The sequence below is a fragment of the Sphingomonas sp. 179-I 2A4 NHS genome (genome assembly GCF_045369135.1).
In the GTDB taxonomy this organism is placed as follows: Bacteria; Pseudomonadota; Alphaproteobacteria; order Sphingomonadales; family Sphingomonadaceae; genus Sphingomonas.
This window is the reverse complement of the sequence record NZ_JBIQFL010000003.1, coordinates 403,541-426,310: the sequence shown is the minus strand read 5'-3', so window position 1 is coordinate 426,310 and position 22,770 is coordinate 403,541. Positions and strand designations below refer to the sequence as shown.

22 protein-coding genes are annotated in these 22,770 nt (G+C 67.4%); 14 read left to right on the top strand and 8 right to left on the bottom strand.

Annotated features, from left to right (window positions below):
* Nucleotides 1–64: 64 nt before the first annotated feature.
* The 3 genes from ACH0CP_RS08290 (at nucleotide 65) to ACH0CP_RS08280 (ending at nucleotide 2,036) form a co-directional block, all read left to right on the top strand.
* Complete coding sequence (locus ACH0CP_RS08290) at nucleotides 65–511, top strand: tRNA (cytidine(34)-2'-O)-methyltransferase (protein WP_294443712.1); 447 nt, start codon at nucleotides 65–67, stop codon at nucleotides 509–511.
* Nucleotides 512–582: 71 nt separating this feature from the next.
* The gene (gene hemF, locus ACH0CP_RS08285; RefSeq protein ID WP_294443714.1) at nucleotides 583–1,425 is read left to right on the top strand and encodes an oxygen-dependent coproporphyrinogen oxidase; all 843 of its coding nucleotides are present in this window, start codon (nucleotides 583–585) and stop codon (nucleotides 1,423–1,425) included.
* A 17-nt stretch (nucleotides 1,426–1,442) separates the two neighbouring features.
* Nucleotides 1,443–2,036, top strand: coding sequence for an N-acetyltransferase (locus ACH0CP_RS08280; protein WP_294443716.1), 594 nt, complete (start codon nucleotides 1,443–1,445; stop codon nucleotides 2,034–2,036).
* Here ACH0CP_RS08280 and ACH0CP_RS08275 read toward each other — a convergent pair.
* Both ACH0CP_RS08275 and ACH0CP_RS08270 read right to left on the bottom strand, forming a co-directional pair.
* A complete protein-coding gene (locus ACH0CP_RS08275) occupies nucleotides 2,006–2,752 on the bottom strand; it encodes a hypothetical protein (RefSeq protein ID WP_294443718.1) in 747 nt (248 codons plus the stop codon). The genes ACH0CP_RS08280 and ACH0CP_RS08275 overlap by 31 nt on opposite strands.
* Nucleotides 2,749–3,549 carry a hypothetical protein gene (locus ACH0CP_RS08270; RefSeq protein WP_294443719.1) on the bottom strand — a complete coding sequence of 267 codons (801 nt, stop codon included), beginning with the start codon at nucleotides 3,547–3,549 and terminating at the stop codon, nucleotides 2,749–2,751. The genes ACH0CP_RS08275 and ACH0CP_RS08270 overlap by 4 nt, the downstream gene beginning before the upstream one ends.
* A gap of 105 nt (nucleotides 3,550–3,654) precedes the next feature.
* Between ACH0CP_RS08270 and lipB the strand changes: the two genes are divergently transcribed.
* The 3 genes from lipB (at nucleotide 3,655) to ACH0CP_RS08255 (ending at nucleotide 5,550) form a co-directional block, all read left to right on the top strand.
* Nucleotides 3,655–4,314, top strand: a complete 660-nt coding sequence (lipB, locus tag ACH0CP_RS08265) for a lipoyl(octanoyl) transferase LipB (protein ID WP_294443765.1) — start codon at nucleotides 3,655–3,657, stop codon at nucleotides 4,312–4,314.
* Between the two features lie 87 nt (nucleotides 4,315–4,401).
* Nucleotides 4,402–4,662 (top strand): hypothetical protein, encoded by a 261-nt coding sequence (locus ACH0CP_RS08260; protein ID WP_294443722.1) that lies wholly within the window; start codon nucleotides 4,402–4,404, stop codon nucleotides 4,660–4,662.
* A gap of 189 nt (nucleotides 4,663–4,851) precedes the next feature.
* On the top strand, nucleotides 4,852–5,550 hold the full coding sequence (locus ACH0CP_RS08255) for a hypothetical protein (protein WP_294443724.1): 699 nt from the start codon (nucleotides 4,852–4,854) through the stop codon (nucleotides 5,548–5,550).
* A 76-nt stretch (nucleotides 5,551–5,626) separates the two neighbouring features.
* On the opposite strand, the gene ACH0CP_RS08250 is transcribed toward ACH0CP_RS08255, so the two are convergent.
* Entirely contained in the window at nucleotides 5,627–5,914 is a 288-nt protein-coding gene (locus ACH0CP_RS08250; RefSeq protein WP_294443726.1) for a hypothetical protein, read from the bottom strand.
* Between the two features lie 155 nt (nucleotides 5,915–6,069).
* Here ACH0CP_RS08250 and ACH0CP_RS08245 point away from each other — a divergent pair, with 155 nt between their 5' ends.
* From ACH0CP_RS08245 to groL, 3 genes are all read left to right on the top strand, one after another.
* The gene (locus tag ACH0CP_RS08245) at nucleotides 6,070–7,476 is read left to right on the top strand and encodes an MATE family efflux transporter (protein WP_294443727.1); all 1,407 of its coding nucleotides are present in this window, start codon (nucleotides 6,070–6,072) and stop codon (nucleotides 7,474–7,476) included.
* 133 nt (nucleotides 7,477–7,609) lie between these two features.
* The gene (gene groES / locus ACH0CP_RS08240) at nucleotides 7,610–7,897 is read left to right on the top strand and encodes a co-chaperone GroES (RefSeq protein WP_294443729.1); all 288 of its coding nucleotides are present in this window, start codon (nucleotides 7,610–7,612) and stop codon (nucleotides 7,895–7,897) included.
* A gap of 57 nt (nucleotides 7,898–7,954) precedes the next feature.
* A complete protein-coding gene (groL, locus tag ACH0CP_RS08235; protein ID WP_406875510.1) occupies nucleotides 7,955–9,592 on the top strand; it encodes a chaperonin GroEL in 1,638 nt (545 codons plus the stop codon).
* 180 nt (nucleotides 9,593–9,772) lie between these two features.
* On the opposite strand, the gene ACH0CP_RS08230 is transcribed toward groL, so the two are convergent.
* A complete protein-coding gene (locus tag ACH0CP_RS08230) occupies nucleotides 9,773–10,660 on the bottom strand; it encodes a DMT family transporter (protein WP_294443732.1) in 888 nt (295 codons plus the stop codon).
* Nucleotides 10,661–10,800: 140 nt separating this feature from the next.
* Here ACH0CP_RS08230 and ACH0CP_RS08225 point away from each other — a divergent pair, with 140 nt between their 5' ends.
* Nucleotides 10,801–12,585 (top strand): ABC-F family ATP-binding cassette domain-containing protein, encoded by a 1,785-nt coding sequence (locus tag ACH0CP_RS08225; RefSeq protein WP_294443734.1) that lies wholly within the window; start codon nucleotides 10,801–10,803, stop codon nucleotides 12,583–12,585.
* Here the strand turns inward: ACH0CP_RS08225 and ACH0CP_RS08220 are convergent.
* Together ACH0CP_RS08220 and ACH0CP_RS08215 are read right to left on the bottom strand one after the other, a co-directional pair.
* On the bottom strand, nucleotides 12,582–13,388 hold the full coding sequence (locus ACH0CP_RS08220; RefSeq protein WP_294443735.1) for an ATP-binding protein: 807 nt from the start codon (nucleotides 13,386–13,388) through the stop codon (nucleotides 12,582–12,584). The genes ACH0CP_RS08225 and ACH0CP_RS08220 overlap by 4 nt on opposite strands.
* 59 nt (nucleotides 13,389–13,447) lie before the next feature.
* Nucleotides 13,448–14,434 carry a mannose-1-phosphate guanylyltransferase gene (locus ACH0CP_RS08215; RefSeq protein WP_406875547.1) on the bottom strand — a complete coding sequence of 329 codons (987 nt, stop codon included), beginning with the start codon at nucleotides 14,432–14,434 and terminating at the stop codon, nucleotides 13,448–13,450.
* A gap of 254 nt (nucleotides 14,435–14,688) precedes the next feature.
* Here ACH0CP_RS08215 and ACH0CP_RS08210 point away from each other — a divergent pair, with 254 nt between their 5' ends.
* Genes ACH0CP_RS08210 through ACH0CP_RS08195 form a run of 4 tightly spaced genes read left to right on the top strand, consistent with a single transcriptional unit; the run spans nucleotide 14,689 to nucleotide 21,627 of the window.
* The gene (locus ACH0CP_RS08210) at nucleotides 14,689–16,077 is read left to right on the top strand and encodes a TIGR03013 family XrtA/PEP-CTERM system glycosyltransferase (RefSeq protein WP_294443739.1); all 1,389 of its coding nucleotides are present in this window, start codon (nucleotides 14,689–14,691) and stop codon (nucleotides 16,075–16,077) included.
* Nucleotides 16,078–16,101: 24 nt separating this feature from the next.
* Complete coding sequence (prsK, locus tag ACH0CP_RS08205) at nucleotides 16,102–18,171, top strand: XrtA/PEP-CTERM system histidine kinase PrsK (protein WP_294443740.1); 2,070 nt, start codon at nucleotides 16,102–16,104, stop codon at nucleotides 18,169–18,171.
* Nucleotides 18,168–19,514, top strand: coding sequence for a PEP-CTERM-box response regulator transcription factor (prsR, locus tag ACH0CP_RS08200; protein ID WP_294443741.1), 1,347 nt, complete (start codon nucleotides 18,168–18,170; stop codon nucleotides 19,512–19,514). The genes prsK and prsR overlap by 4 nt, the downstream gene beginning before the upstream one ends.
* A 55-nt stretch (nucleotides 19,515–19,569) precedes the next feature.
* Complete coding sequence (locus ACH0CP_RS08195) at nucleotides 19,570–21,627, top strand: tetratricopeptide repeat protein (RefSeq protein WP_294443742.1); 2,058 nt, start codon at nucleotides 19,570–19,572, stop codon at nucleotides 21,625–21,627.
* Nucleotides 21,628–21,708: 81 nt separating this feature from the next.
* On the opposite strand, the gene ACH0CP_RS08190 is transcribed toward ACH0CP_RS08195, so the two are convergent.
* Together ACH0CP_RS08190 and ACH0CP_RS08185 are read right to left on the bottom strand one after the other, a co-directional pair.
* On the bottom strand, nucleotides 21,709–22,065 hold the full coding sequence (locus ACH0CP_RS08190) for a GntR family transcriptional regulator (RefSeq protein ID WP_294443746.1): 357 nt from the start codon (nucleotides 22,063–22,065) through the stop codon (nucleotides 21,709–21,711).
* Between the two features lie 37 nt (nucleotides 22,066–22,102).
* Complete coding sequence (locus ACH0CP_RS08185; RefSeq protein WP_294443748.1) at nucleotides 22,103–22,681, bottom strand: nitroreductase; 579 nt, start codon at nucleotides 22,679–22,681, stop codon at nucleotides 22,103–22,105.
* Nucleotides 22,682–22,770: the final 89 nt, after the last annotated feature.

The window sequence follows — 22,770 nt, the reverse complement described above, 5'->3', positions numbered from 1 at the left end:
GCTGCGCCCCCCGCGCCTGCCAACTGCCATTTTGCGCGGGCGTGACGGTGCTGTAACGGGCGCCATGCGCCTCGCCCTCTACGAACCGGACATCGCCGGCAACGTCGGCACCATCATGCGGACCTGTTCCTGCTTCGGCGTCGGGCTGGATCTGATCGAGCCGATGGGCTTCCCTTGGGGCGATCGCGCCTTGCGTCGCGCCGGCATGGATTATGCCGCCGCGGGGGACATCGTCCGCCATGTCGATTGGCGATCGTTTGAGGCGCACATCACCGGGCGTCTGGTGCTCGCCACCACACGCGGCGCGGTGGATCTATGGTCCGCCCGGTTCGATCCCGATGACGTGCTCCTCTTCGGCAGCGAGGGCGCGGGCGTGCCCGATCACGTCCATGCCCGCGCCGATCTTGCGGTGCGAATCCCGCTGCGCCCTGGCCTCCGCTCCCTCAACGTCGCGGTCAGTGCCGGCATCATGCTGGCAGAGGCACTTCGCCAGACGCAGCCACAACGGTGACCTCCTCTCCTTCCCCGCTGAGACATTCTGTCACCTCGACACGCCGTCCGCGCTATCGTTAAGGCACCACCATGATCGACCTCGACACCGAACAAGAAATCGCCCGCACGTGGTTCGAACAGCTGCGCGACCTGATCTGCGCCGAGTTCGAAGCGATCGAGCGTGAGGCCGGTTCCGATGCCAGCTTCACCTATATCCCCTGGGACCGCCCCGATCCCTCCCGCGCGCCCGGCGGCGGCGGTGTCCGCGGCGTCATGAAGGGCCGCGTGTTCGAGAAGGTCGGCGTCAACGTCTCCACCGTCGGCGGCAGGTTCGAGAGCGATTTCGGCAAGACCATTCACGGCGCGGAGGAAGACCCGACCTTCGTCGCCACCGGCATCAGCCTCGTCGCGCACATGGCCAACCCGCACGTTCCCGCGGTGCACATGAACACGCGCTTCCTGTCGACCACCAAGCGCTGGTTCGGCGGCGGCGCCGATCTCAACCCGCCGTTGCCGATCGCCGAGGATACCGAGGACTTCCACCGCACGCTGAAGAATGCCTGCGATGCCCATGATCCCACGCACTATCCGCGCTTCAAGCAATGGGCGGACGATTATTTCTACATCCCCCATCGCAAGGTTCATCGCGGCGTCGGCGGCATCTTCTACGATCACCTCGAGGGTGATTTCGCCGCCAACTTCGCCTTCACCCAGGATGTCGGCCGCGCCTTCCTCGACGTCTTTCCCCGCATCGTCCGCCGCCGCATGAACCTGCCCTTCACCGAGGCGGAGATGGAACAGCGCAACGCGTGGCGTGGCCGTTATGCGGAATTCAACCTCGTCTATGATCGCGGCACGCTCTTCGGCCTCAAGACCGGCGGCAACATCGATGCGATCCTGATGAGCCTGCCCCCTGTCGCCACCTGGGGCTGAGCAAGGAGGCTGACGGCATGAGCCTGATCGACGTCCCCGATGATCAGCTCGCGACCATCGTCACCACGCTCGAGATGCACCGGCGCCCGCCGCTCCGCCCCAGCCCGCCCTCGCGGTTGCGGCTGGTGCGCTGGGATCGCCCTTCCCCGGCCGCCTATCGCACGCTGTTCCGCCGTGTCGGCGCGCCATGGCTGTGGTTCTCGCGCCTCGTGCTCGACGATTCGGCGCTGCTCGCGATCATCCACGATGCCGGCATCGAGGTGTATGCCGCCACTGACGCGGCCGGCATCGAGGTCGGGATGCTGGAGCTCGATTTCCGCCACGCCGGCGCCTGCGAGCTTTCCTATTTCGGCCTCGTGCCGGAACTGACCGGCCAGGGCCATGGGAGCTGGCTGATGGCCGAGGCGATGACGCGCATGTGGCGCAAGGGGATCGATCGTGTGTGGGTTCACACCTGCACGCTCGATCATCCCTCCGCTCTCGGGTTCTACCGTGCCAAGGGCTTCATCCCGGTGAGGCGCACCGTGGAAACCTTCATCGATCCCCGCGCCGCGGGCCTGCTACCCGAGGAGTGCGCGCCTCACGTGCCGCTGCTGGCGAAGCCGCGATAGGTCGCGATCCCCAACATCAGCAGCGCGACATTGTAGATCGTCCCCGCGATTGCCATCAGCGCGGTCACCAGCGCGATCACGAACGGATTGTCATGCCCCGGCTCGCGCAGCCACGTGTCGAGCGGGAACAGCGGGCTCACCACCATCCATTGCACCAGGAACAGGGTGACGACGGCGCCCAGCAGCGCCCAGCGCACATCGCCGGTCACACGCCAGCTGCGCCCCATCGCGCGCGCGGCGCTCTGGTTCGGCTCCGCCACGATCACCGGTACCACCACGATCAGCCGTGCCTGCATGAACAGGCCGGGCAGCACGAACATCCACAGGCCAAGCCCCACGGGGATCGCGACCAGCAGGTTCGCCAGCACGAACCGCCCGATCCGGCGCAGCGCCAGCCGCAGCGCGTCGGCAACACTCGGCCGGTCGGGCGTCAGCAGCAAGGTGGCGATCGCTGACAGCCCGACGATCCCGATCAGGTCCGCCGCGACATACCAGAAGGCGTTGCCCTGCCCCCAAACCGCGACGGCGTTGAACCACGCCTCCATCGCCTGTTCATCGCCGCTCTCGCGCGGCAGCGTCGGCAACGGATCGCACAGCAATTGCACCGCAAAGGCGGGCAGGAAGATCAGCGCGCCGGCCAGGCGCACGATGAGATCGGCCTCGCGCCGGAAGACGCCCCAGGCGTCTGCCAGCAGCCGCACGAAGGAAGGGTTCATGCTTCCCCGCGCGCGTCCCGGGCCGCCAGGTAGAACTGGCCGGAAAAGACCGACTGGAGCACGCTGAACACTGCGGTCACGGCGGCGGTCGACAGCGCGACCATGAAGGTCACCGTCGCCGCGCCCTCGCTGCCGACAACCAGCCGCACGACGACGCCGATGATTGAGGTCACCGCCAGCAGCGTCACCAGCATCACGATCGAATAGAGGATCAGCACGCCGATCAGCTTCATCGTCGATCCGCGGGTCAGCGCAAAGGAGCGCCGGATCGCGCCCAGCCCCAGCCGTTCGTTCACGATGACGGCGAGCAGCGGCACCAGCCGCGCCGTCACCCAGAACAGCGCGATCAGCAGCGCCATGAAATAGAGCGAGGCAAATCCGGCGCTGGCAAGGTTCACCCCCTCCTGCGGCAGGTTCGCCCGCGCGCGAACCGGATCGAAGCCGGACGAGACGAGCAGCAGAACACCCGGCAGCGCGGCCATGAACAGCACCAGCACCAGCACGATGAGGATCCCCAGCAGCGGCCCGACGCGCGCGCCGCCGATCGCCAGCGCAGAACCGCGATCGACCGACGGGTCCGTCGCCACGGCCGTGATCGCCAGCGCCCCGATCGCGGTCGCCACCGCTACGGCGATCGAGACGAGCCCGCCAATTATGGATGTCGTCGATCCGCTCGTATTCGCGTCGACCAGCGCCTGCAGCACCGTCGGCACGAACAGCAGCATCAGCGCGATGGACGCGAGGATCGCGAACCTTCCCGCGATCACATCCATCGTCCGGTCCCAGACCGTACCCACGCTGACCATCAACCGACCCGTCTTTCGCTGTTGCCCGTCGCCCACGCTACTCTATCGCTGCGATGCTTGCCAATTGGTTCGCCCGTCCGCATCTCGCACGGCGTGATTGATGACACTATCGAATGGCGGGTGACGCCCGGCCTCACTGACTATCCCGCTGCCCTGGCCGAGATGGAGGCGCGCGCCGCCGCCGTCGTGGCTGGCGAGGCGCGCGAGCTGGTCTGGCTGCTCGAACATCCGCCGGTCTATACTGCGGGGACGAGTGCCGATCCCACCGAGCTGATCGACCCGCGCTTCCCCGTGGTCGATGCCGGCCGCGGCGGTCGCTACACCTATCATGGGCCCGGCCAGCGCATCGGCTATCTCGTGCTCGACCTCAATCGCCGCGGGCGCGACGTGCGCTGTTTCGTCCACGCCGTCGAAGGCTGGGTTATCAACGCGCTGGCGCAGCTTGGCATCACCGCCTTCCGCGCGCCCGGCCGGATCGGCATCTGGACCCATGACGCGGCAGGACAGGAAGCGAAGATCGGCGCGATCGGCGTCCGTGTGCGCCGCTGGGTGACGATGCATGGTTTCTCGGTGAACCTGTCCCCTGATCTGGCGCACTTCGGTGGGATCGTCCCCTGCGGCATCGCGGAATACCCGGTTACGAGCGCTGCGGCGCTCGGCAGCGACGCCACCCTTGAAACCTTTGACGCCGCGCTCGCGTTGACGGCCGACGCGTTCCTGCAAAGTCTTTCTTGCAAGGGTGAAATCGAGGCTTGAGGGGGCGCGGTTCTGTGTCTAATATCCACTTTGATTTGGGTATTAAGGATCCATCCGCGTCCAAATCCACTATCTAGGGAGCTATCCATGCGTGTTATCTCGAAGATTCTGACGGGTTCCGCCCTCGCCGCGGCCGCTCTGGCCGTGTCGGCTTGCGGCTCGAAGACCGACACGACCGTCGACAACACCACCATCACCGACATGAACGCCACCGAGGGCATGGACACCATGACCGACAACATGACGGCGGTGGACGCTGGCATGAACGGCGGCATGATGGCGAACGACACGATGATGTCGAACGACACGATGATGTCGAACGACATGACCGCCACCAACGCGATGTAATCATCGCGCCTTTGGCGTGTTTGAAGGGCCGCTCGGGCAACCGGGCGGCCCTTTCCATATCTGAGGCGGTACCCACACCGGCGGTCGTTTCACCAGCGTCCGAAATGTTCCATGCCGGCCACAAATTAGGTTGGCGATTCACGCCAAAACGCCTATGAATCCCGCGCGTTGCGTCAAAGGGGTTTTGTGATGAGCGGGTTGCGGTTGGTTGGCGCTGGCATGGTGGCAGCGACGCTTTTGATGTCCTCGCCGGCATCGGCGCAATTCTTCATGAAATCCAAGGATCTGTCCGGCCAGGTGGTGCGTGGCGACGAGCAGGGCGTGGCGCAGCCGATGCCCGGCGCGACCGAGAAGGAGCTGCGCGCTGGCCTCAGCTGGACGCTGCGTGCCGCGCTCAACGTCGCCGCGCTGCAATGCCAGTTCGAGCCGACGCTGCTGACGGTCGACAATTACAATGCCGTGCTGACCGATCATAAGGACGAGCTCAAGGAGTCCTATGATACCCTGCGCGGCTATTTCGCCCGCACCAACAAGGGCGTGAAGGCCGGTCAGTCGGCGCTCGACCAGTTCGGCACCCGCACCTATTCCAGCTTCAACGCCGTCGCATCGCAGTACAATTTCTGCCAGGCCGCCGGCGAGATCGGCCGTCAGGCGCTATATGCGCCGCGCGGCAGCTTCGGCACCGTCGCGCAGGAGCAGATGCGTAAGCTGCGCAACAGCCTGGTGCCGTGGGGCGAGCAGCAGTTCCCGCGCTATGTTCACACCGATCCGCGAATCCCGCGGCTGGACAATGTCTGCTGGTCCAAGAAGGGCGAGTGGCAGGTGCGCAAGTGCGGCGCGCTCGATTTCCCGCCGCCGCTCGCGCCGGTCAACGTCGCGCAGCGCTGAGCCCCGCCATTCGGATCACCATCTGACCCGACGGGTGTGACGCGCGTGCCGCGCCACACCCGCCCGGCTCTGGTGCTTACTTCTCGCCGTTGTCCTTGACGCCGACCACCGGCACGTCGACTTCGGTCTTCTTGGTGCCGACGACCACTTCCTTGCTGTCGACGTCCACCTTAGGCAGCTCGCCGCCCTTGGCGCTCACGTCCACCTGCGGCAGCGACCCTTCCTTGACGTCCGCGCTCCAGAAGCCGGTCGCGAAGAGGACCACGACCACCAGGGCCACGATCCCGAGCAGAATTGCAATCGTCCGCCCGGCGCCGCCACGGCGAACCACGACATGATCGTCCGTTGTACGATAATCGGCCATGACTTCCTCTCCCTCAACACTGTCTACACTGCGCTGGAACCCGTCTTGCTGCGCCTTTGTTCCGGCACCGTAAGCAAACATTTCTGGATCCGGCCTGTCGGGCGACCGCGCCGTCTCTTTCCCATGTAACACTTTGCGCCTAACGCCCGGCGACCATGGAACTTGCCGCCCCTCCCCCGCTGACCGGTAGCCGGCCGGAAACCGATCGCGCGGAATTGTCGGCGCTCGTTCGGATCGCGGCGCCTTTGGTGGGCGCGAACCTGCTTCAGATGGCGGTCAGCGCAGTCGACGTGATCTTCGTCGCGCGGCTCGGTACCGTCGATCTCGCCGCCGCGACGCTTGGCGTCTTCATGTTCAATCTCACCATGTACGCGCTGATCGGCCTCACCAGCGCCGCCGCGCCGCTGATCGCCGCGGAGCTCGGCCGGCGCAAACATGCCGTCCGCGAGGTGCGTCGAAGCGTCCGCATGGCCTTGTGGGTCGGCGCCGCGGGCGCGATCCCGGTGATCCTGCTCCTCGCGCACGGCGAGACATTGCTGCTGCTGGCCGGCCAGGATCCCGAGGTCGCGCGGCGCGCCGGCCATTTCCTCGACATCATCATGATCGCGATCGTTCCGGGCGTTGCCGCGGGCGTCATGCGCACCTCGGCGGCTGCGCTCGGCCGTCCGGGCTGGGCCTTCGTCGTCACCGGCCTGGCGCTCGGCATCAGCATCCTGGCCAATTGGATGCTGGTGTTCGGCAATCTCGGCGTCCCTGCGCTGGGGCTCGAAGGCTCCGCGCTCGCCAGCGTCATCAGCCTGACCGCCATGGCGCTGGCCTATGGGGTGATCCTCAAGTTCGACCGCCGCCTGCGTCGGTACCGTCTGTTCGGCCGCTGGTGGCGCACCGAATGGTCCCGCTTCCGCGAGATCATCCGGCTAGGCGTGCCGATCATGCTGACCTGGGTGTTCGAGGGCGCGCTGTTCGGCGGCGCGGCGATCCTGATGGGATTGATCGGCGTCACCGAGGTCGCCGCCCATGCGGTCGCGCTCAACATCGCCGCGATCGCCTTCCAGGTGCCGTTCGGCATCGCCCAGGCAGCCACGATCCGCGTCGGCATGGCCTATGGCGCCCGCGACACGCTGTGGATCGCCCGCGCCGGCCGCGTCGCGCTCACCCTCGGCATCAGCTTCATGGCGGTCACTGCCTTTGCGATCTGGGCGATGCCGCGCCTATTCGTCAGCGCCTATGTCGATGTCGATGATCCTGCCAATGCGGCCGTCGTCGCGCTCGCGATCAAGTTCCTCGCCATCGCCGCCATGTTCCAACTCGTCGACGGCGCGCAGGCCGTGGCGGCGGGCGTGCTCCGCGGCCTGCAGGACACGCGCGTCCCGATGCTGATCGCGCTGTTCGGTTATTGGGTGATCGGCTTCGGCACGTCCGGGCTGCTCGGCTTCTGGGCCGGATGGGAAGGCGTCGGGATCTGGGTCGGCCTGGCCGTCGGGCTGCTCGCCGTCTCGATCCTTCTCATGTGGCGGTGGCATGCACGCGGGCGGCTTGGGCTGTTGCCACGCACGTCCTGACGATTTGTTCCGATTTTTTGCGTCGTCCCCCCGTTGACGACTCAACGGGCCATTCACATATGGCGGCTGTTGGCACTCGTTTCAGGGGAGTGCCAAGAAACTGTCACACACCGCTCAACAAGAGGGTACAGCCATGAACTTCCGTCCGCTGCACGACCGGGTGCTCGTACGCCGCGTCGAGGCCGAGGAAAAGACTGCTGGCGGGATCATCATCCCGGACACCGCAAAGGAAAAGCCGCAGGAGGGCGAAGTCGTCGCCGCCGGTTCGGGCACGAAGGCCGAGGACGGCAAGGTCACGCCGCTGGACGTCAAGACCGGTGATCGCGTCCTGTTCGGCAAGTGGTCGGGCACTGAAGTCCGCGTCAACGGCGAAGACCTGCTGATCATGAAGGAATCGGACATCCTCGGCGTCATCGCCTGAGATCTCGTTCGATCGCCTCAACTTCCTCAACATTCGTTCATTTGAAAGGGTAGCCCCATGGCAGCCAAGGACGTAAAATTCGGCCGCGACGCACGCGAGCGCATCCTGAAGGGTGTCGACATCCTCGCCGACGCGGTGAAGGTCACGCTCGGCCCGAAGGGCCGCAACGTCGTCATCGACAAGAGCTTCGGCGCGCCGCGCATCACCAAGGACGGTGTGTCGGTCGCCAAGGAAATCGAGCTCAAGGACAAGTTCGAGAACATGGGCGCGCAGATGGTGCGCGAAGTGGCCTCGAAGACCAACGACATCGCCGGTGACGGCACCACCACCGCGACCGTTCTCGCTCAGGCGATCGTTCGCGAGGGCATGAAGTCGGTCGCAGCCGGCATGAACCCGATGGACCTGAAGCGCGGTATCGACCTCGCCGTCCACAAGGTCGTCGACGACATCAAGGCGCGCTCGAAGCCCGTCTCGGGGTCGCAGGAAGTTGCCCAGGTCGGCATCATCTCCGCGAATGGCGACCGTGAAGTCGGCGAGAAGATCGCCGAGGCCATGGAGAAGGTCGGCAAGGAAGGCGTGATCACCGTCGAAGAGGCGAAGGGTCTCGAATTCGAGCTCGACGTCGTCGAGGGCATGCAGTTCGACCGCGGCTACCTGTCGCCGTACTTCATCACCAACCCGGAAAAGATGCAGGTCGAACTGAACGACCCGTATATCCTGATCCACGAGAAGAAGCTGTCGAACCTGCAGTCGATGCTTCCGATCCTCGAGGCGGTTGTGCAGTCGGGCCGTCCGCTCCTCATCATCGCCGAGGACATCGAGGGCGAGGCTCTGGCCACGCTCGTCGTCAACAAGCTGCGCGGCGGCCTGAAGGTCGCAGCGGTCAAGGCACCGGGCTTCGGCGATCGTCGCAAGGCGATGCTCGAGGACATCGCGATCCTCACCAAGGGCGAAGTCGTCTCCGAGGATCTCGGCATCAAGCTCGAGAGCGTCACGCTCGGCATGCTCGGCACCGCGAAGCGCGTCACGATCGACAAGGACAACACCACCATCGTCGATGGCGCGGGTGATGCCGAAGCGATCAAGGGCCGCACCGAGGCGATCCGTCAGCAGATCGAAGTCACCACGTCCGACTACGATCGTGAGAAGCTCCAGGAGCGTCTCGCGAAGCTCGCTGGCGGCGTTGCCGTGATCAAGGTCGGCGGCGCGACCGAGGTCGAGGTGAAGGAGCGCAAGGACCGCGTTGACGACGCGCTGCACGCAACCCGCGCTGCCGTCGAAGAGGGCATCGTTCCGGGCGGCGGCACCGCGCTGCTGTACGCGACCAAGGCTCTCGAAGGCCTGAAGGGCGACAATGACGACCAGACGCGCGGCGTCGACATCGTCCGCAAGTCGCTGACTGCGCTGGTGCGTCAGATCGCACAGAACGCTGGCCAGGACGGCGCCGTCGTCTCGGGCAAGCTGCTCGACCAGACGGATACCGCGTTCGGCTTCAACGCTGCGACCGACACCTACGAGAACCTGGTTGCGGCCGGCGTGATCGACCCGACCAAGGTCGTCCGCACCGCGCTCCAGAACGCCGCATCGGTGGCGGGCCTCCTCATCACCACCGAGGCGACCGTTTCCGAGCTGCCGGAAGACAAGCCCGCAATGCCGGCAATGCCCGGCGGCGGCATGGGCGGCATGGACTTCTGATCAGATTGCGGCCGTCGCCAGCGCGAACGCTGGCGACGGACTCGCACCGGATCGGCCAGCCGGTCGGCAAAGCCGAACCAGTCTGACGTCCAGCAGCGGCTCCGCCGCTGCCATCGACCAAAAGAAAGGGCCGGAGCGCACCAGCGCCCCGGCCCTTTTCTTATGCGGGCGCCAGGTCCCTCAGGCCTGCTCCCGCTCCGCCAGCAACTGCGTCGCCTTCTTGGATCGAAGCGCTACCACCAGCACCCCCGCCAGCGCCAGCATCGCCCCCGCAATCATCCGCATGTCCAGCTTGTCCCCGGTCAGCGCGACACCAAAGGCGATGGTGAACAGCGGCGTCATCAGCGTCAGCGGCGCTAGCAAATTGGCCTCATAGCGGCGGATCAGCCCGTAATAGCTTGTGTGCCCCAGCACCGAGACGACGAGCGCGGCAAACAGCACTGCGCCAACGAATGGCCAGCCGACTGCCATCGCACTCGCCCATTGGCCGTCCTCGAACACTGCCGATGCCAGCGCCAGCGGCAGGAACGAGACCAGGCCCACCCACGCCTGGAAGCGCAGCGGCGCCACATCCTCCACCTGCTTCATCAGCACCGCGCCCAGCGATCCCGTGAACGCCGCGCCGACGACGAACCACAGCCCGGCGGAAAGATCGATGCCCTCCGGGTTCCACACCACCAGCAGCACGCCCGCCAGCGTCAGCGCAATGCCCAGCCCGCGACGCCAGTGGATTCGCTCGCCCAGCATGACGATCGACAGCAGTGTCGTGAACGGCACGCCGATCTGGATCACGACCGCCGCGGCCGACGGCGACGCGGTCTGCAGACCGATGAAGAGAAGCGCGAAATTGCCCGCACCCATCAGGATGCCGATCGCCACGATCCGCCAGCGCGGCCGCGGCATCGGCAGCAGCCACGGCAAGGTCGCCGCGATCACCACCAGGAAGCGCACCGCGGCGAAGAACAGCGGCGGCACCGCCCAATTGCCCACCACGATCTTGCTCAACACGTTGCTATATCCCCACACCAGACAGATGAGGACGAGGAGCAGGAAGTCGCGGATCTTCATGCCGCACCCGTGGCAGAGGGCGACGGCGGACGCCAGACAGCCGCGCTTTTGCGGGCGATACCTCTCACCCCATCGCAAGAAGCCGCCCGTCGTTATTGCCGGCTTGGCGCATCGCGCCCGGCCCCCTATCTGCCGCCCCCATGGCTGCCCCTATTCTCGCGTACGAAGACCTTGGCCTCATCCAGGGCGCCGGCTGGTTGTTCCGCCACCTCAATTTCTATGTCGGCCCGCGTGATCGGCTGGCGCTGATCGGCCGGAACGGCGCCGGCAAGACGACGCTGTTGAAGCTTATCGCCGGCACGATCGACAGTGACGAGGGCCGCCGCACCATCGTGCCCGGCACCCGCGTCGTTCTGCTCGAACAGGATCCAAACCTCGCCGGCTTCGCCACGCTGGCCGATTACGTCCTTTCGGGAGCCGACGCGCCCCAGCATTTCGAGGCGGATGCGATCGCCGACCAGCTTGGCATCGATCTGTCGCGCGACGCCGCCACTGCCTCAGGCGGCGAGCGCCGCCGCGCCGCCATCGTCCGTGCACTGGCACAAGACCCGGACGTGCTCCTGCTCGACGAGCCGACCAACCATCTCGACATCGGCGCGATCGAATGGCTGGAGGAATGGCTGAACCGCTACCGCGGCGCCTTTGTCGTCATCAGCCACGACCGTACCTTCCTGACCCGCCTGACCAAGCAGACGCTGTGGCTCGATCGCGGCAATCTGCGCCGGGCCGAGGTCGGCTTCGGCGGCTTCGATGCTTGGACCGAGCAGGTCTATGCAGAGGAGCAGCGCGCCGCCGAACGGCTCGACGCGAAGCTCAAGCTTGAGGAACACTGGCTGCTGCGCGGTGTCACCGGCCGCCGCCGCCGCAACCAGGGCCGCCTTACCAAATTGAAGGAAATGCGCGCCGCCCGCGCCGCAATGATCGGCCCGCAGGGCGCTGCCGCGCTCGCCATGGGGCATGACGACAACAAGACGAAGGTCGTCATTGATGCCGAGCATGTCACCAAGGAATATGACGGCCGCACGATCATCCGCGATTTCACCTTCCGGGTGACGCGCGGCGACCGCATCGGCATCGTCGGCCGCAACGGCGCGGGCAAGACCACGCTGCTGCGCCTCCTCACCGGCGAGCTTGCCCCCGATAGCGGCAGTGTGAAGCTTGCCAAGACGCTCGACGGCATCATCATCGATCAGCAGCGCAAGCTGATGGCGCCGGAGAAGACGGTGCGCGATGTGCTGGCCGACGGTGGCGACTGGATCGACGTGCTCGGCACCAAGAAGCACATCCACGGCTATCTCAAGGAATTCCTGTTCGATCCGAGCCTCGCCGAGGCCAAGATCGCTTCGCTCTCCGGCGGCGAACGCTCCCGCCTGCTGCTCGCGCGCGAGTTCGCCCGCCACTCGAACCTCCTCGTCCTCGACGAGCCGACCAACGATCTCGACCTCGAAACGCTCGATCTGCTGCAGGAAGTGATCGGCGACTATGACGGCACGGTGCTGATCGTCAGCCACGATCGTGATTTCCTCGATCGCACCGTGACGGTCACGCTCGGCCTCGATGGCTCGGGCAAGGTCGACATCGTCGCCGGCGGCTATGAAGATTGGGAGCGCCAGCGCGCCGTTCGGGCCGAGCCCGCACGCAAGGCCGCGGCAAAGACGGCCACCACGCCAGCCCCCCCGCCGCCGACGCGCACCAAGCTCAGCTACAAGGACCAGCGAGATTTCGACCAACTGCCCGCGCGGATCGAGGCGCTCGACGCAGCGATCGCGCGCGATGAGGCACTGCTCGCCGATCCCGCCCTCTACACCCGCGATCCCGCCCGATTCGACGCGCTGATGAAGTCAGTCGCTGCCGCCCGCGACGAGAAGGACGCCGCCGAAATGCGCTGGCTGGAACTCGCCGAGATGGTCGAGGGGCTGGGCTAAAGCGCCTTGCCCGCGCGCCCGGCAAGGTCGACCACATATTGCCACGCGACGCGGCCCGATCGGCTGCCGCGCTTCGTCGCCCATAGCAGCGCATCCTGCGGCTCGAACGGCAAGCCGTAGCGCTCGGCATAGCCGCGCACGATGTCGAGGTAGAGCGGCTGGTCGACGACGTGGAAGCCCAGGCTCAGGCCGAAGCGGTCCGCCAGGGCGAGATGATCGTCCACCGCGTCGCGCGGATTGATCGCATTTTCCTGCTCGTGAATGTCACGCGGGATGAGGTGCCGCCGGTTAGACGTGACCACGAGCCGCGCATTGGCTGGCCGCGCCTCGGCACCCCCTTCCAGCAGTGACCGCAAGGTGCGCGCATCGGCCGCCGCATCGAAGCCCAGATCGTCGAGGAACAGCACGAAGGCGCGCGGCACATCCGCGATTGTGTCGAACAGCGCCGGCAGGCTGTCGAGCCGATCCGCAGCCATCTCGATCATCGCGAGCGCTCCGCCCGCGCCCTGCACCGCACCAACCGCAGACTTCACCAGTGCGGACTTACCGGTGCCCCGCGCACCCCACAGCAGCACGTCCTGCGCGGCATGGCCAGCCGCCAGTCGTTCCAGGTTCGCCAGCAGCGCATCCTTCTGCGCCTCCACCCCGTGGAGCAACTCCAGCGGCAGCGGCGCGAAGGCGCGCGCCGCCACCAGAACGCTGTCACGCCAGACGTAGGCGGGGTGGGCTAGCGGATCGGCAGCCGCCGGCGGCGGGGGCGCCAGCCGCTCCAGCGCGTCGGCAATGCGGGCGAGATCGTCCATACCCGGCTGCTACGTGCCGGGCGACGCCGGTGCAACGCCTCCCGCCCATCGCCGCGGGATCAGTCCTTCATCGCCTCCAGCAGCTTCTTCACGTCCTGGCTGCGTCCGCGCGGCAGGATCAGGATATCGTTCCCCGACGCGACCACGATCAGGTCCTGCACGCCCACCATCGCGATGCGCACGCCGTCAGTCCGCGCCAGGCAGTTGGTGGTGTCGAGCGCGATCACTTCTCCGCGGATCGCATTGCCGGCCTCATCGGCTGCGCTAATCGCGTGCAGCGCGTCCCAGCTGCCGACGTCGTTCCAGCCCATCGCCACCGGCACCACCGCCACGCGGTCGGCCTTCTCCATCACCGCATAGTCGATCGACTCGTTCGGCGCTTCGGCGAAGGCGCGCGCCGACGGCCGGACCTGCGTGCCGGCGCGCTCGCCTTCCGCGAGAGAGCGCCGCACCGCCTCCAGCATCTTGGGTTCGTACTGCGCGAGCGCATCCAGGAACGCGTCCGCGCGAAACAGGAAGATGCCGCCGTTCCACGCATGGTCGCCGCTCGCCAGCATCGCCTCGGCCGCCGCGCGCGGCGGCTTTTCGACAAAGCGGTCGACGCGGTGGACGCCCTCGGCGATCTCCTCGCCCACCTTGATATAGCCATAGCCGGTTTCCGGAGCGTCCGGCGTGATGCCGAAGGTTACCAGCCAGCCGTCCTCCACCATCGGCAAGGCAGACGCGATCGCCGCGCGGAACGCGGCCACATCCTCGATCACATGGTCGGACGGCATCACCAGTAGCGGTGCGTCCGGCTGCGGCGCAACCAAGGCGGCGAGCGCGATGGCCGGCGCGGTGTTGCGGCCCATCGGCTCCAGCACCAGCGCCTGCGGCTTGGCGCCGATCGCCGCCAGCTGTTCCTCGATCATGTCGGTGTGCCGCGCGTTCGCCACCACGATCGGTGCTGCGAACTGTTCACCGGCCGCACGACTTGCGGTCAGCTGAAGCATGGTCTCCTCCGCGGTCAGCGCCAGCATCTGCTTGGGACGCTCCGGGCGGGACATCGGCCACAAACGTGTCCCCGATCCACCGGACAGGATGACGGGAACGATCGACGGCATCGTTTACTCCTCACATGGCAGAGCAGTCGACCGGATGGCCGACACGCAGATGGTTATCTGGAAATCCCCCGCGCCGTACAATGCGCATGTTTCATTTCCGATCCATCACCAACTCCGCGATTCAGGCTTTGTTTGCCATTTCCTGCGACAGGGGGTGTCGGATCCCTTTACACGGCGGTACGGGCAAAGCGCGGGCGATGATCAGGGTATTCAAACATTACGTTCCCAATGCCGTCGCGCTGCTTGGCCTCATTGACCTCGTCATCCTGCTGTTCGCCGCCGAAGCCGGTTGGCTGATCCGCGCCTGGCAGCTCGATATGGCGCCGGAGACGATCTGGACCCGGCTGCCGCAGCTCGTCACCTTTGCGCTGCCCCTCGCCACCGCGATGGTCGCGGTTGGCGCCTACCAGGCCGACGTGCTCGTCTCGACCCGCCAGGCAACCATGCGGCTGGTGGTCGCGATCTCGCTCGGCGTCATCTTCCTCAGCCTGCTCTTCTTCTTCTTCCCCTCGATCACCTTCTGGCGATCGAGCCTCTTCTACGCGATGCTGATCGCGATCACCGGGCTCGTCGCCGTCCGCCTCCTGTTCGGCAAGCTGCTTGGCGGTGAACGGTTCAAGCGCCGCATCGTGGTGCTCGGCGCCGGCCATCGCGCCGCGCGGCTCGCCGCCCTGGAGCACGCCAATCGTTCCAGTTTCGTCGTCGCAGGCTTCGTGGCCATGGGCGAACCGGCAATCGTCGTCGACGGCGCTATCCCGCGCAGCGACATTCCTAACCTCGCGGCCCATGTCGTCGAACTCGGCGCGACCGAGGTGGTGCTCGCGATCGAGGAGCGCCGCAACGCGCTGCCGCTGAAGGATCTGCTGCGCGTCAAGACGACGGGCGTCCATGTCAACGAATTCTCGACCTTCCTCGAACGCGAAACCGGCCGGATCGATCTCGCCAGCGTCAACCCGTCGTGGCTGATCTTCTCCGATGGCTTCGCGTCGGGACGCATGCTGTCGGGCATGGCCAAGCGCGCGTTCGACGTCGCTGCGAGTGCGCTACTGCTGCTGTTCGCCGCGCCGGTGATCCTCCTCACCGCGATCGCCATCAAGCTCGAAAGCCGCGGCCCCGCCTTTTACCGCCAGCGCCGCGTCGGGCTCTACAACGAGCCTTTCGATATCCTGAAGCTCCGCTCGATGCGCGCCGATGCGGAAGTCGCCGGCAAGGCGGTCTGGGCCGCAGAGAGGGATCCGCGCGTCACCCGCATCGGCCGCTTCATCCGCAAGGTGCGGATCGACGAGCTGCCGCAATGCTGGAGCGTGCTGAAGGGCGAGATGAGCTTCGTCGGTCCCCGCCCGGAGCGCCCGCAGTTCGTCACCGAACTGGAAGAGCATCTGCCCTATTACGCCGAACGGCATATGGTGAAACCGGGCATCACAGGCTGGGCGCAGATCAATTATCCCTATGGCGCCTCGGTCGAGGATGCGCGGCACAAGCTGGAGTATGATCTCTATTACGCGAAGAATTACTCGCCGTTCCTCGATCTCTTGATCCTGCTCCAGACATTGCGCGTGGTGCTGTGGCCGGCAGGCGCGCGCTGATGCGTCAGCCTTGGTCGTGACGCGGTGATCGGCGCATCGCTCGGCTTGTGGACGCACGCGCTTGCCGCGCTGCTGTTCGGTACGCTCGCGCTGGCGCAGCTTCGCGCCGGCGGCAGCGGGCTGCCGCGCGTCACCTTCATCGCCGCGCTGCTCGCGACCTCGCTCTGGGCGCTCGCCGTCGCCGGGATCGACAATCTGGACGTCGCCACCCGGATCGCCGAAAGCATCCGCAATCTCGCCTGGCTCGCCTTCATGTATGCGATCGCCCGGCGGGATAGGGGCAATCCCGATCTTCACTGGATCGCGGGGGTCTATGCGGCGGTCGCGCTGGTGGTGGTGGCCACCGCGGGCCTCGCGATCGCCTCGGCGATGGTGGATGATCCGGAGGCAACCGCCGCAATAGCTTACACCCGCTCGGCGTTCCGCACGCTGTCGACCGTCGCGGCGCTGATCCTCGTTTATCGGCTCCGCGGCGCGGCGGCCTGGCGCACGCGCGGCGGCGTGCGGGTGGCGACGCTCGCGCTCACCCTGATGTGGAGCGCGGATCTGGTGATCTATGCCGCCGCCTGGGCAACGGGCGATTGGCCGGTCGGGCTGATCGACGCCCGCGGCGCGGTGATGGTCGCGCTTGCCCCGTTATTCGGTCTCGCCGTCCAGCGGGACGGCGAGTGGCAGCTCCAGGTCTCGCGCACGATTGCGCTGCAATCGCTCTCGTTGCTGACGATCGTGCTCTACGTGGTGGTGACGGGTCTCGCGACCGGGCTGCTTGCTTCGGTCGGCGGCAGCCACGCGCGGATCGTACAGACAGCCTTTGTCTTCGGCACCGCCGCGGCATTGCTGACGGTGGTCTCCACCCCCTGGATTCGCGCCTGGGTGAAGGTGCTCATCTCGAAGCATCTCTTCTCGCACCGCTACGACTACCGCAACGAATGGCTGCGCTTCACGGAGACGTTGGGCACGCCCGGCGCCGGCGCATCACCGCTCGACACCCGCGTCGTGAAGGCGGTGGCGGACCTCACCGGTTCGCCGGGCGGCGCCTTGCTGGTGCCGGATGATGCGGGTCTGGATGCCGGCCCGGCGTGGAACTGGCCCGACTCGCCAGCGCCGCCGGCCGCCGACAAGGCGCTGTTCGCCCATCTCGCCGCCAGCCACCGCATCCTGGAGCTCGACGCAGTGCGCGCCGGTCGTGCCGATCGCGCCGATGCGGCAAGCATCGCGCCCTGGCTGCGCGATCATGCGGATGCCTGGGCGGTGGTCCCCCTGATCCACTTCGATCGGCTCGCCGGAGCGATCGTGCTTGCCCGCCCGCCGGTCGACCGCGCGCTCGACTGGGAGGATTTCGACCTGCTCGGCGTGGCTGGGCGACAGGCCGCCAGCTATATCGCCGAGGCACGCACCCAGGCCGCACTCGCCGACGCGCAGCGGTTTGACGAGTTCAACCGCCGCTTCGCCTTCATCATGCACGATCTGAAGAACATGGTGAGCCAGTTGACGCTGGTCGCACGCAATGCCGAGCGGCATGCCGACAATCCGGCCTTCCGTGCCGACATGGTGGCGACTCTTACCGAAACGTCGAACCGCATGAACGCGCTTCTCGCGCGCCTGTCGCAGCATCACGGCGCGCGCGGCGAACCGCGCCGCGCGGTCGCGCTGCTTGATCTCGCCGAACGGATAGCCAACGCCCGCCGCGCCCAGCACCCGGTCACCGCCGATGGCGCCCCTCACGTGCTCGCCAACGCCGATTGCAGCGCGCTCGAAACGTTGCTCTCGCATCTGGTGCAGAATGCGATCGAGGCGAGCGGCCAGGAGGCCGCCGTCGCACTCCACGTTTCCGCCGAAGACGGCCGCGCCGTCATTACCGTCAGCGATCGCGGCTGCGGCATGTCGCCCGCCTTCGTGCGCGATCAGCTCTTCAAGCCGTTCGTCTCCGCCAAGCCCGGCGGGTTCGGCCTCGGTGCGTTCGAGGCGCGCCAGTTGGCCGAGGCGATGGGCGGCACCGTCACCGTCACCAGCCGCGAAGGCGAAGGCACGAGCTTCCGTGTCACGCTGCCGCTGGCGGCACCCGAAACCACCGCGGTGGGGATTGCGGCATGACCGAACAACGCAAGCTGCTGATCGTCGAGGACGATCTCGGGCTGCAGCGCCAGTTGCGCTGGGCTTATGATGGATATCAGGTGATCGTCGCCGGCGATCGCAGCAGCGCGATCGAGGCGCTGCGCGCGGAGGAGCCCGCCGTCGTCACGCTCGATCTGGGTCTGCCGCCCGATCCCGACGGCACCAGCGAGGGTTTCGCGCTCCTTGCCGAAATCCTGTCGCTGAAGCCCAATACCAAGGTGATCGTCGCCTCCGGCCACGGCGCGCGCGAGAGCGCGCTCAAGGCGATTGCCGACGGCGCCTGGGATTTCTACCAGAAGCCGATCGACATCGATGCGCTCGGCCTGATCGTCGCGCGCGCCTTCCACGTCCACGATCTGGAGGCCGAGAACCGCCGCCTGTCTGCCAGCGCCGCCGCCCCGGCGCTCGGCGGCCTCATCACCGCCGCGCCCGAAATGGCCAAGGTCATGCGCACGATCGAGCGGGTGGCGCCGGCCGATGTCTCGGTAATGCTGCTCGGCGCCAGTGGCACCGGCAAGGAGCTGCTCGCCCGCGGCCTGCATGAAGCCTCGCCACGCGCCAAAGGCGCCTTCGTTGCAATCAACTGCGCCGCGATCCCGGAAACGCTGCTCGAAAGCGAGCTGTTCGGCCACGAAAAGGGTGCCTTCACCGGAGCGGTGAAAACCACCGAGGGCAAGATCGAACAGGCACAAGGCGGCACCCTGTTCCTCGACGAGATCGGGGACGTTCCCTTGCCCTTGCAGGTCAAGCTGCTGCGCTTCCTTCAGGAACGCGTGATCGAGCGGATCGGCGGCCGCAAGCCGATCGCGGTCGACACGCGCATCGTCTGCGCCACGCACCGCGACATCGATGCGATGGTCGCCGACGGCTCGTTCCGCGAAGACCTCTACTATCGCCTCGCCGAAATCGTCGTTCGCATCCCCGCGCTGGCCGAGCGTCCCGGCGACGCGGCACTGCTCGCGCGGCATTTCGTGGCGAAGTACGCGCGCACCATGAACCCCGCCGTCACTGGCCTTGCGCCCGACGCCCGCGCCGCGATCGACGCGCACGACTGGCCCGGCAATGTCCGCGAGTTGGAGAACCGGATGAAGCGCGCGGTGATCATGGCCGACGGCAAGCTCGTCACCGCCGCAGACCTCGATCTTGCGTCTGCGGACGACGCGCCGATCAACCTTCGCGCCGCCCGCGAGGCGGCGGACCGTCGCGCGATCCGCCACGCACTCGCCCGGGCGGATGGCAATATCTCGCACACCGCCCGCCTCCTCGGCGTCAGCCGCCCGACGCTCTACGATCTCCTGAAAAGCTACGATCTGCATGCTTGATACGCCCGCGCGATACCCGATGCTGCGGGGCAGACGCCGCCGTTCGCGCGCGGGCATGCCCGGCCGCGCTTGGTATCGCGCGCGCACCACGCGCATCCTGGCCGTGCTCGCCGCGATCGCGCTGGTGCTGGGCGGCATCGTCTTCCTCGCCCGCCGTGCCGCCGCGCCGGATCCCGCGGGTGCGCTACAGGCCAGCCTCGCCGCGCTGGCGCGTGGCAATTACAGCGCCGCGCGCAACCATGCGATCACCGCTACCAAGGGCCCGGACGGGGCGGTGGCGAGCGCGCTGCTGGGGCGCATCTATCTGCTGCTGGGCGATGGGGCCGCCGCTGAAGGGGCGCTCAACCGTGCCCGTGCCGACGGCGTCCCGGCTGCGCGCCTCCACCACCTGTTCGCCGACGCCTGGCTGATGCAGGGCGATCCGCAGCGCGCGCTGACGGAGGCCGCACGCGCGGCGCCGCCCTACGCCGCTTACGCGGTCCGCGTGCGCGCCCGCGCCCTCGCCGCCGCGGGCGACGTTCCCGCCGCCACCCGCATGCTCGAGGCGCTCGTCGCCCGCGCGCCCCGTGACGCTTATGCCTACGCCGATCTCGGCCGCGTCCGCTTCGACGCGGGCGACATTGGTAGCGCAGACGTCGCCGCACGCCAGGCACTCGCACTCGATCCGACGAACCTTGCCGCCATCGTCCTTGCCGGGCAGGTCGTGCGCAGCCGCTACGGCCTCACCGCCGCCCTGCCCTGGTTCGATCGCGCGCTCGCGCTCGACGCTTATTATCACCCCGCCTTGATCGAATATGCCGCCACGGCTGGCGACGCCGGGCGCTACGCCGACATGCTGGACGCCACCCGCCGCGCCCGCGCCGCGCGCCCCGGCAGCCCGCCGGCGCTGTATCTCGAGGCGGTCATGGCGGCGCGCGCCGGCAACCGCGATCTCGCCCGCGCCTTGCTCGCCAAGATGGGCGACGCCGGCCTCGACACACCCGGCGTCGTGCTCCTCACGGGCATGCTCGCTTATGCCGACGGCGGCTACGAGCAGGCCGTCGTCAGCTTCCGAGAGATCGTCGGCCGCCAGCCGATGAACCTCGCCGCCCGCCGGCTGCTCGGTGCCGCGCTGCTGCGCTCGGGCGACGCACGCGGCGCACTGGACATGCTTCGCCCGCTGGCGCTCCGCCCGGATGCGGACAGCTACACGCTCGCCCTCGTCGGTCGCGCCTTTGAAGCGACCGGGGAGCGCGACTGGGCTGCCCGCTTCCTCGATCGCGCCGCTCGCCCGCTGCTCGCCGGCCCGACGCCCTTCGACGGCGACAATGGCGTTGCCGTCCTCGCCAACGAAGTCGCCGCATCGCCTGGCGATCCCACTGTCTCCGTCCCCTATGTCCGTGGCCTGCTCGCCGCCGGGGACCGTGACGGCGCGCTTCGCCGCGCACAATCGATCGCTGGCGTTTCGCCCGGCGTGCCGGACGCGCAGTTGCTCGCAGGTGATGTGCTTGCCAGCACCGGCAACTTCGCGTCCGCGCTCGATGCATACCGTCGTGCCGCTGATCTCCGCTTCGATGCGCCCGCGCTGCTGCGGCTCGCCGAGGCCGCCGGCCACACTGGCCAGCAGCGGCTCGGTGCGGAGGCGCTGGCGCTGTACCTGTCGCAGAATCCGCAAAGCCTCGTCGCCCGCCGCGCGCTGGCGAACCTTCAGCTCGCCGCTCGCGAATGGGAACCAGCGATCGAGACGCTCGAGGATCTGCGCGCCGCGATCGGGAACCGCGACGCGCTGCTGATGGCCCAGCTCGGCTACGCCTATTCCGGTGCCGGCGACGCGCCAACGGCGACGATCTACGCCCGCCATGGATATTCCCTGGCGCCGATGAACCCCGCCGTCTGCGACGCTTACGGCTGGGCGCTCTATGAGGGCGGTAACACGCCCGGCGCGCTGCAGTTGCTCGTCAAGGCCTCGAAGCTCGCCCCCGCCCATGCCGGCATCGCCTGGCATCTTGCGCAGGCACTGGCAGAAGCGGGCCGCAAGGCCGAAGCGCGCGCGCAGATCTCGATCGCGCTGCGCGACCCCGCCTTCCCGGATCGCGCACCCGCCACTGCCCTGCTCCAGGCCTTGGCCGGCTGACGCAAAGCACCGTCAGGCCGGGCACAGCCCGCGCTCCAGCCTCTTGTCCTTTGTCGTGAAACTTGGCCGAAACGGCACCGCTCAGGCCCGCTCGCGCTCCAGCAGGCCCGCCAGATCCAGTCCCAGCAGATCGATATAAGCGCGGATCCGCGGCCATTGCTGGGTCACGAACGCATCGCGCTCCGCCACGCGGAGCCGCTCCGCGGCGCCCGGCAGCACGAACATGCCCACACCGCGCCGCACCTCGACATAGCCTTCGTCCTGGAACGACTGATAGGCCTTGGCGACGGTCAGCGGGTTGGCGCCATGCTCGGCGGCAAGCGCCCTGACGGAGGGAAGCTGGTCGCCGGCGCGGAAGTCACCGCGCAGGATCCCCGCCGCGATCGTGCCACGCAGCCGGATGTAGACCGGGCTGTCCTCACTGCTCAGCGCTGTCATGCTGCCTTAATACAGCAATGGTGCGCCCAGTCGAGTCTTAAGCTGTCCACTTCCGGACGGTCGTGGCGAGGTCCGGCCGCGGGCGTTCGTCCAGCGGGCGCGTGGGCGTGCCGATGAAGATGAACCCCGCGATCCGCTCGGGCGCCGCGCCGAACGCGTCGCGCACCCGGTCGTTGAACGCGGCCCAGGTCGTCAGCCATCCGCCGGCAAAACCCATCGCATGCGCTGCGTGCAACAGGTTCATGCACGCCGCGCCTGCCGACAGTTCCTGCTCCCACACGGGAATTTGGCTGTCGAGTCGCGGCGAGGATAGCGCCACCACCAGCGCCGGCGCCTGGTGCGCGAATTGCTCGATTGCCTCGATCTCCGCCCGCTTCGCCTCCGGGCGGTCGGCGCGATAGGCATCCAGCAGCAACGTCGCGAAGGCGTCGCGCTGCTCCGCGCCGACGATCACGAACCGCCATGGCGCCAGCTTGCCGTGATCGGGCGTGCGCGCAGCGATGGCGCACATTTGCGCCAGCTGCTCCTCACTCGGTCCGGGCGCCCCGAGGTCGCGCGGCTTGCCCGATCGGCGGGTGGCGAGAAGCGACAATGGCGTGGCGGTATCGTTGAACATGCACCCTCTTATCGCGAACGGCTCGCAAGTCGAGCACCCCCTCAGAAACGTTTCGTTCGTAACAATGCTTTAGCAGCGCGAATTTCCGC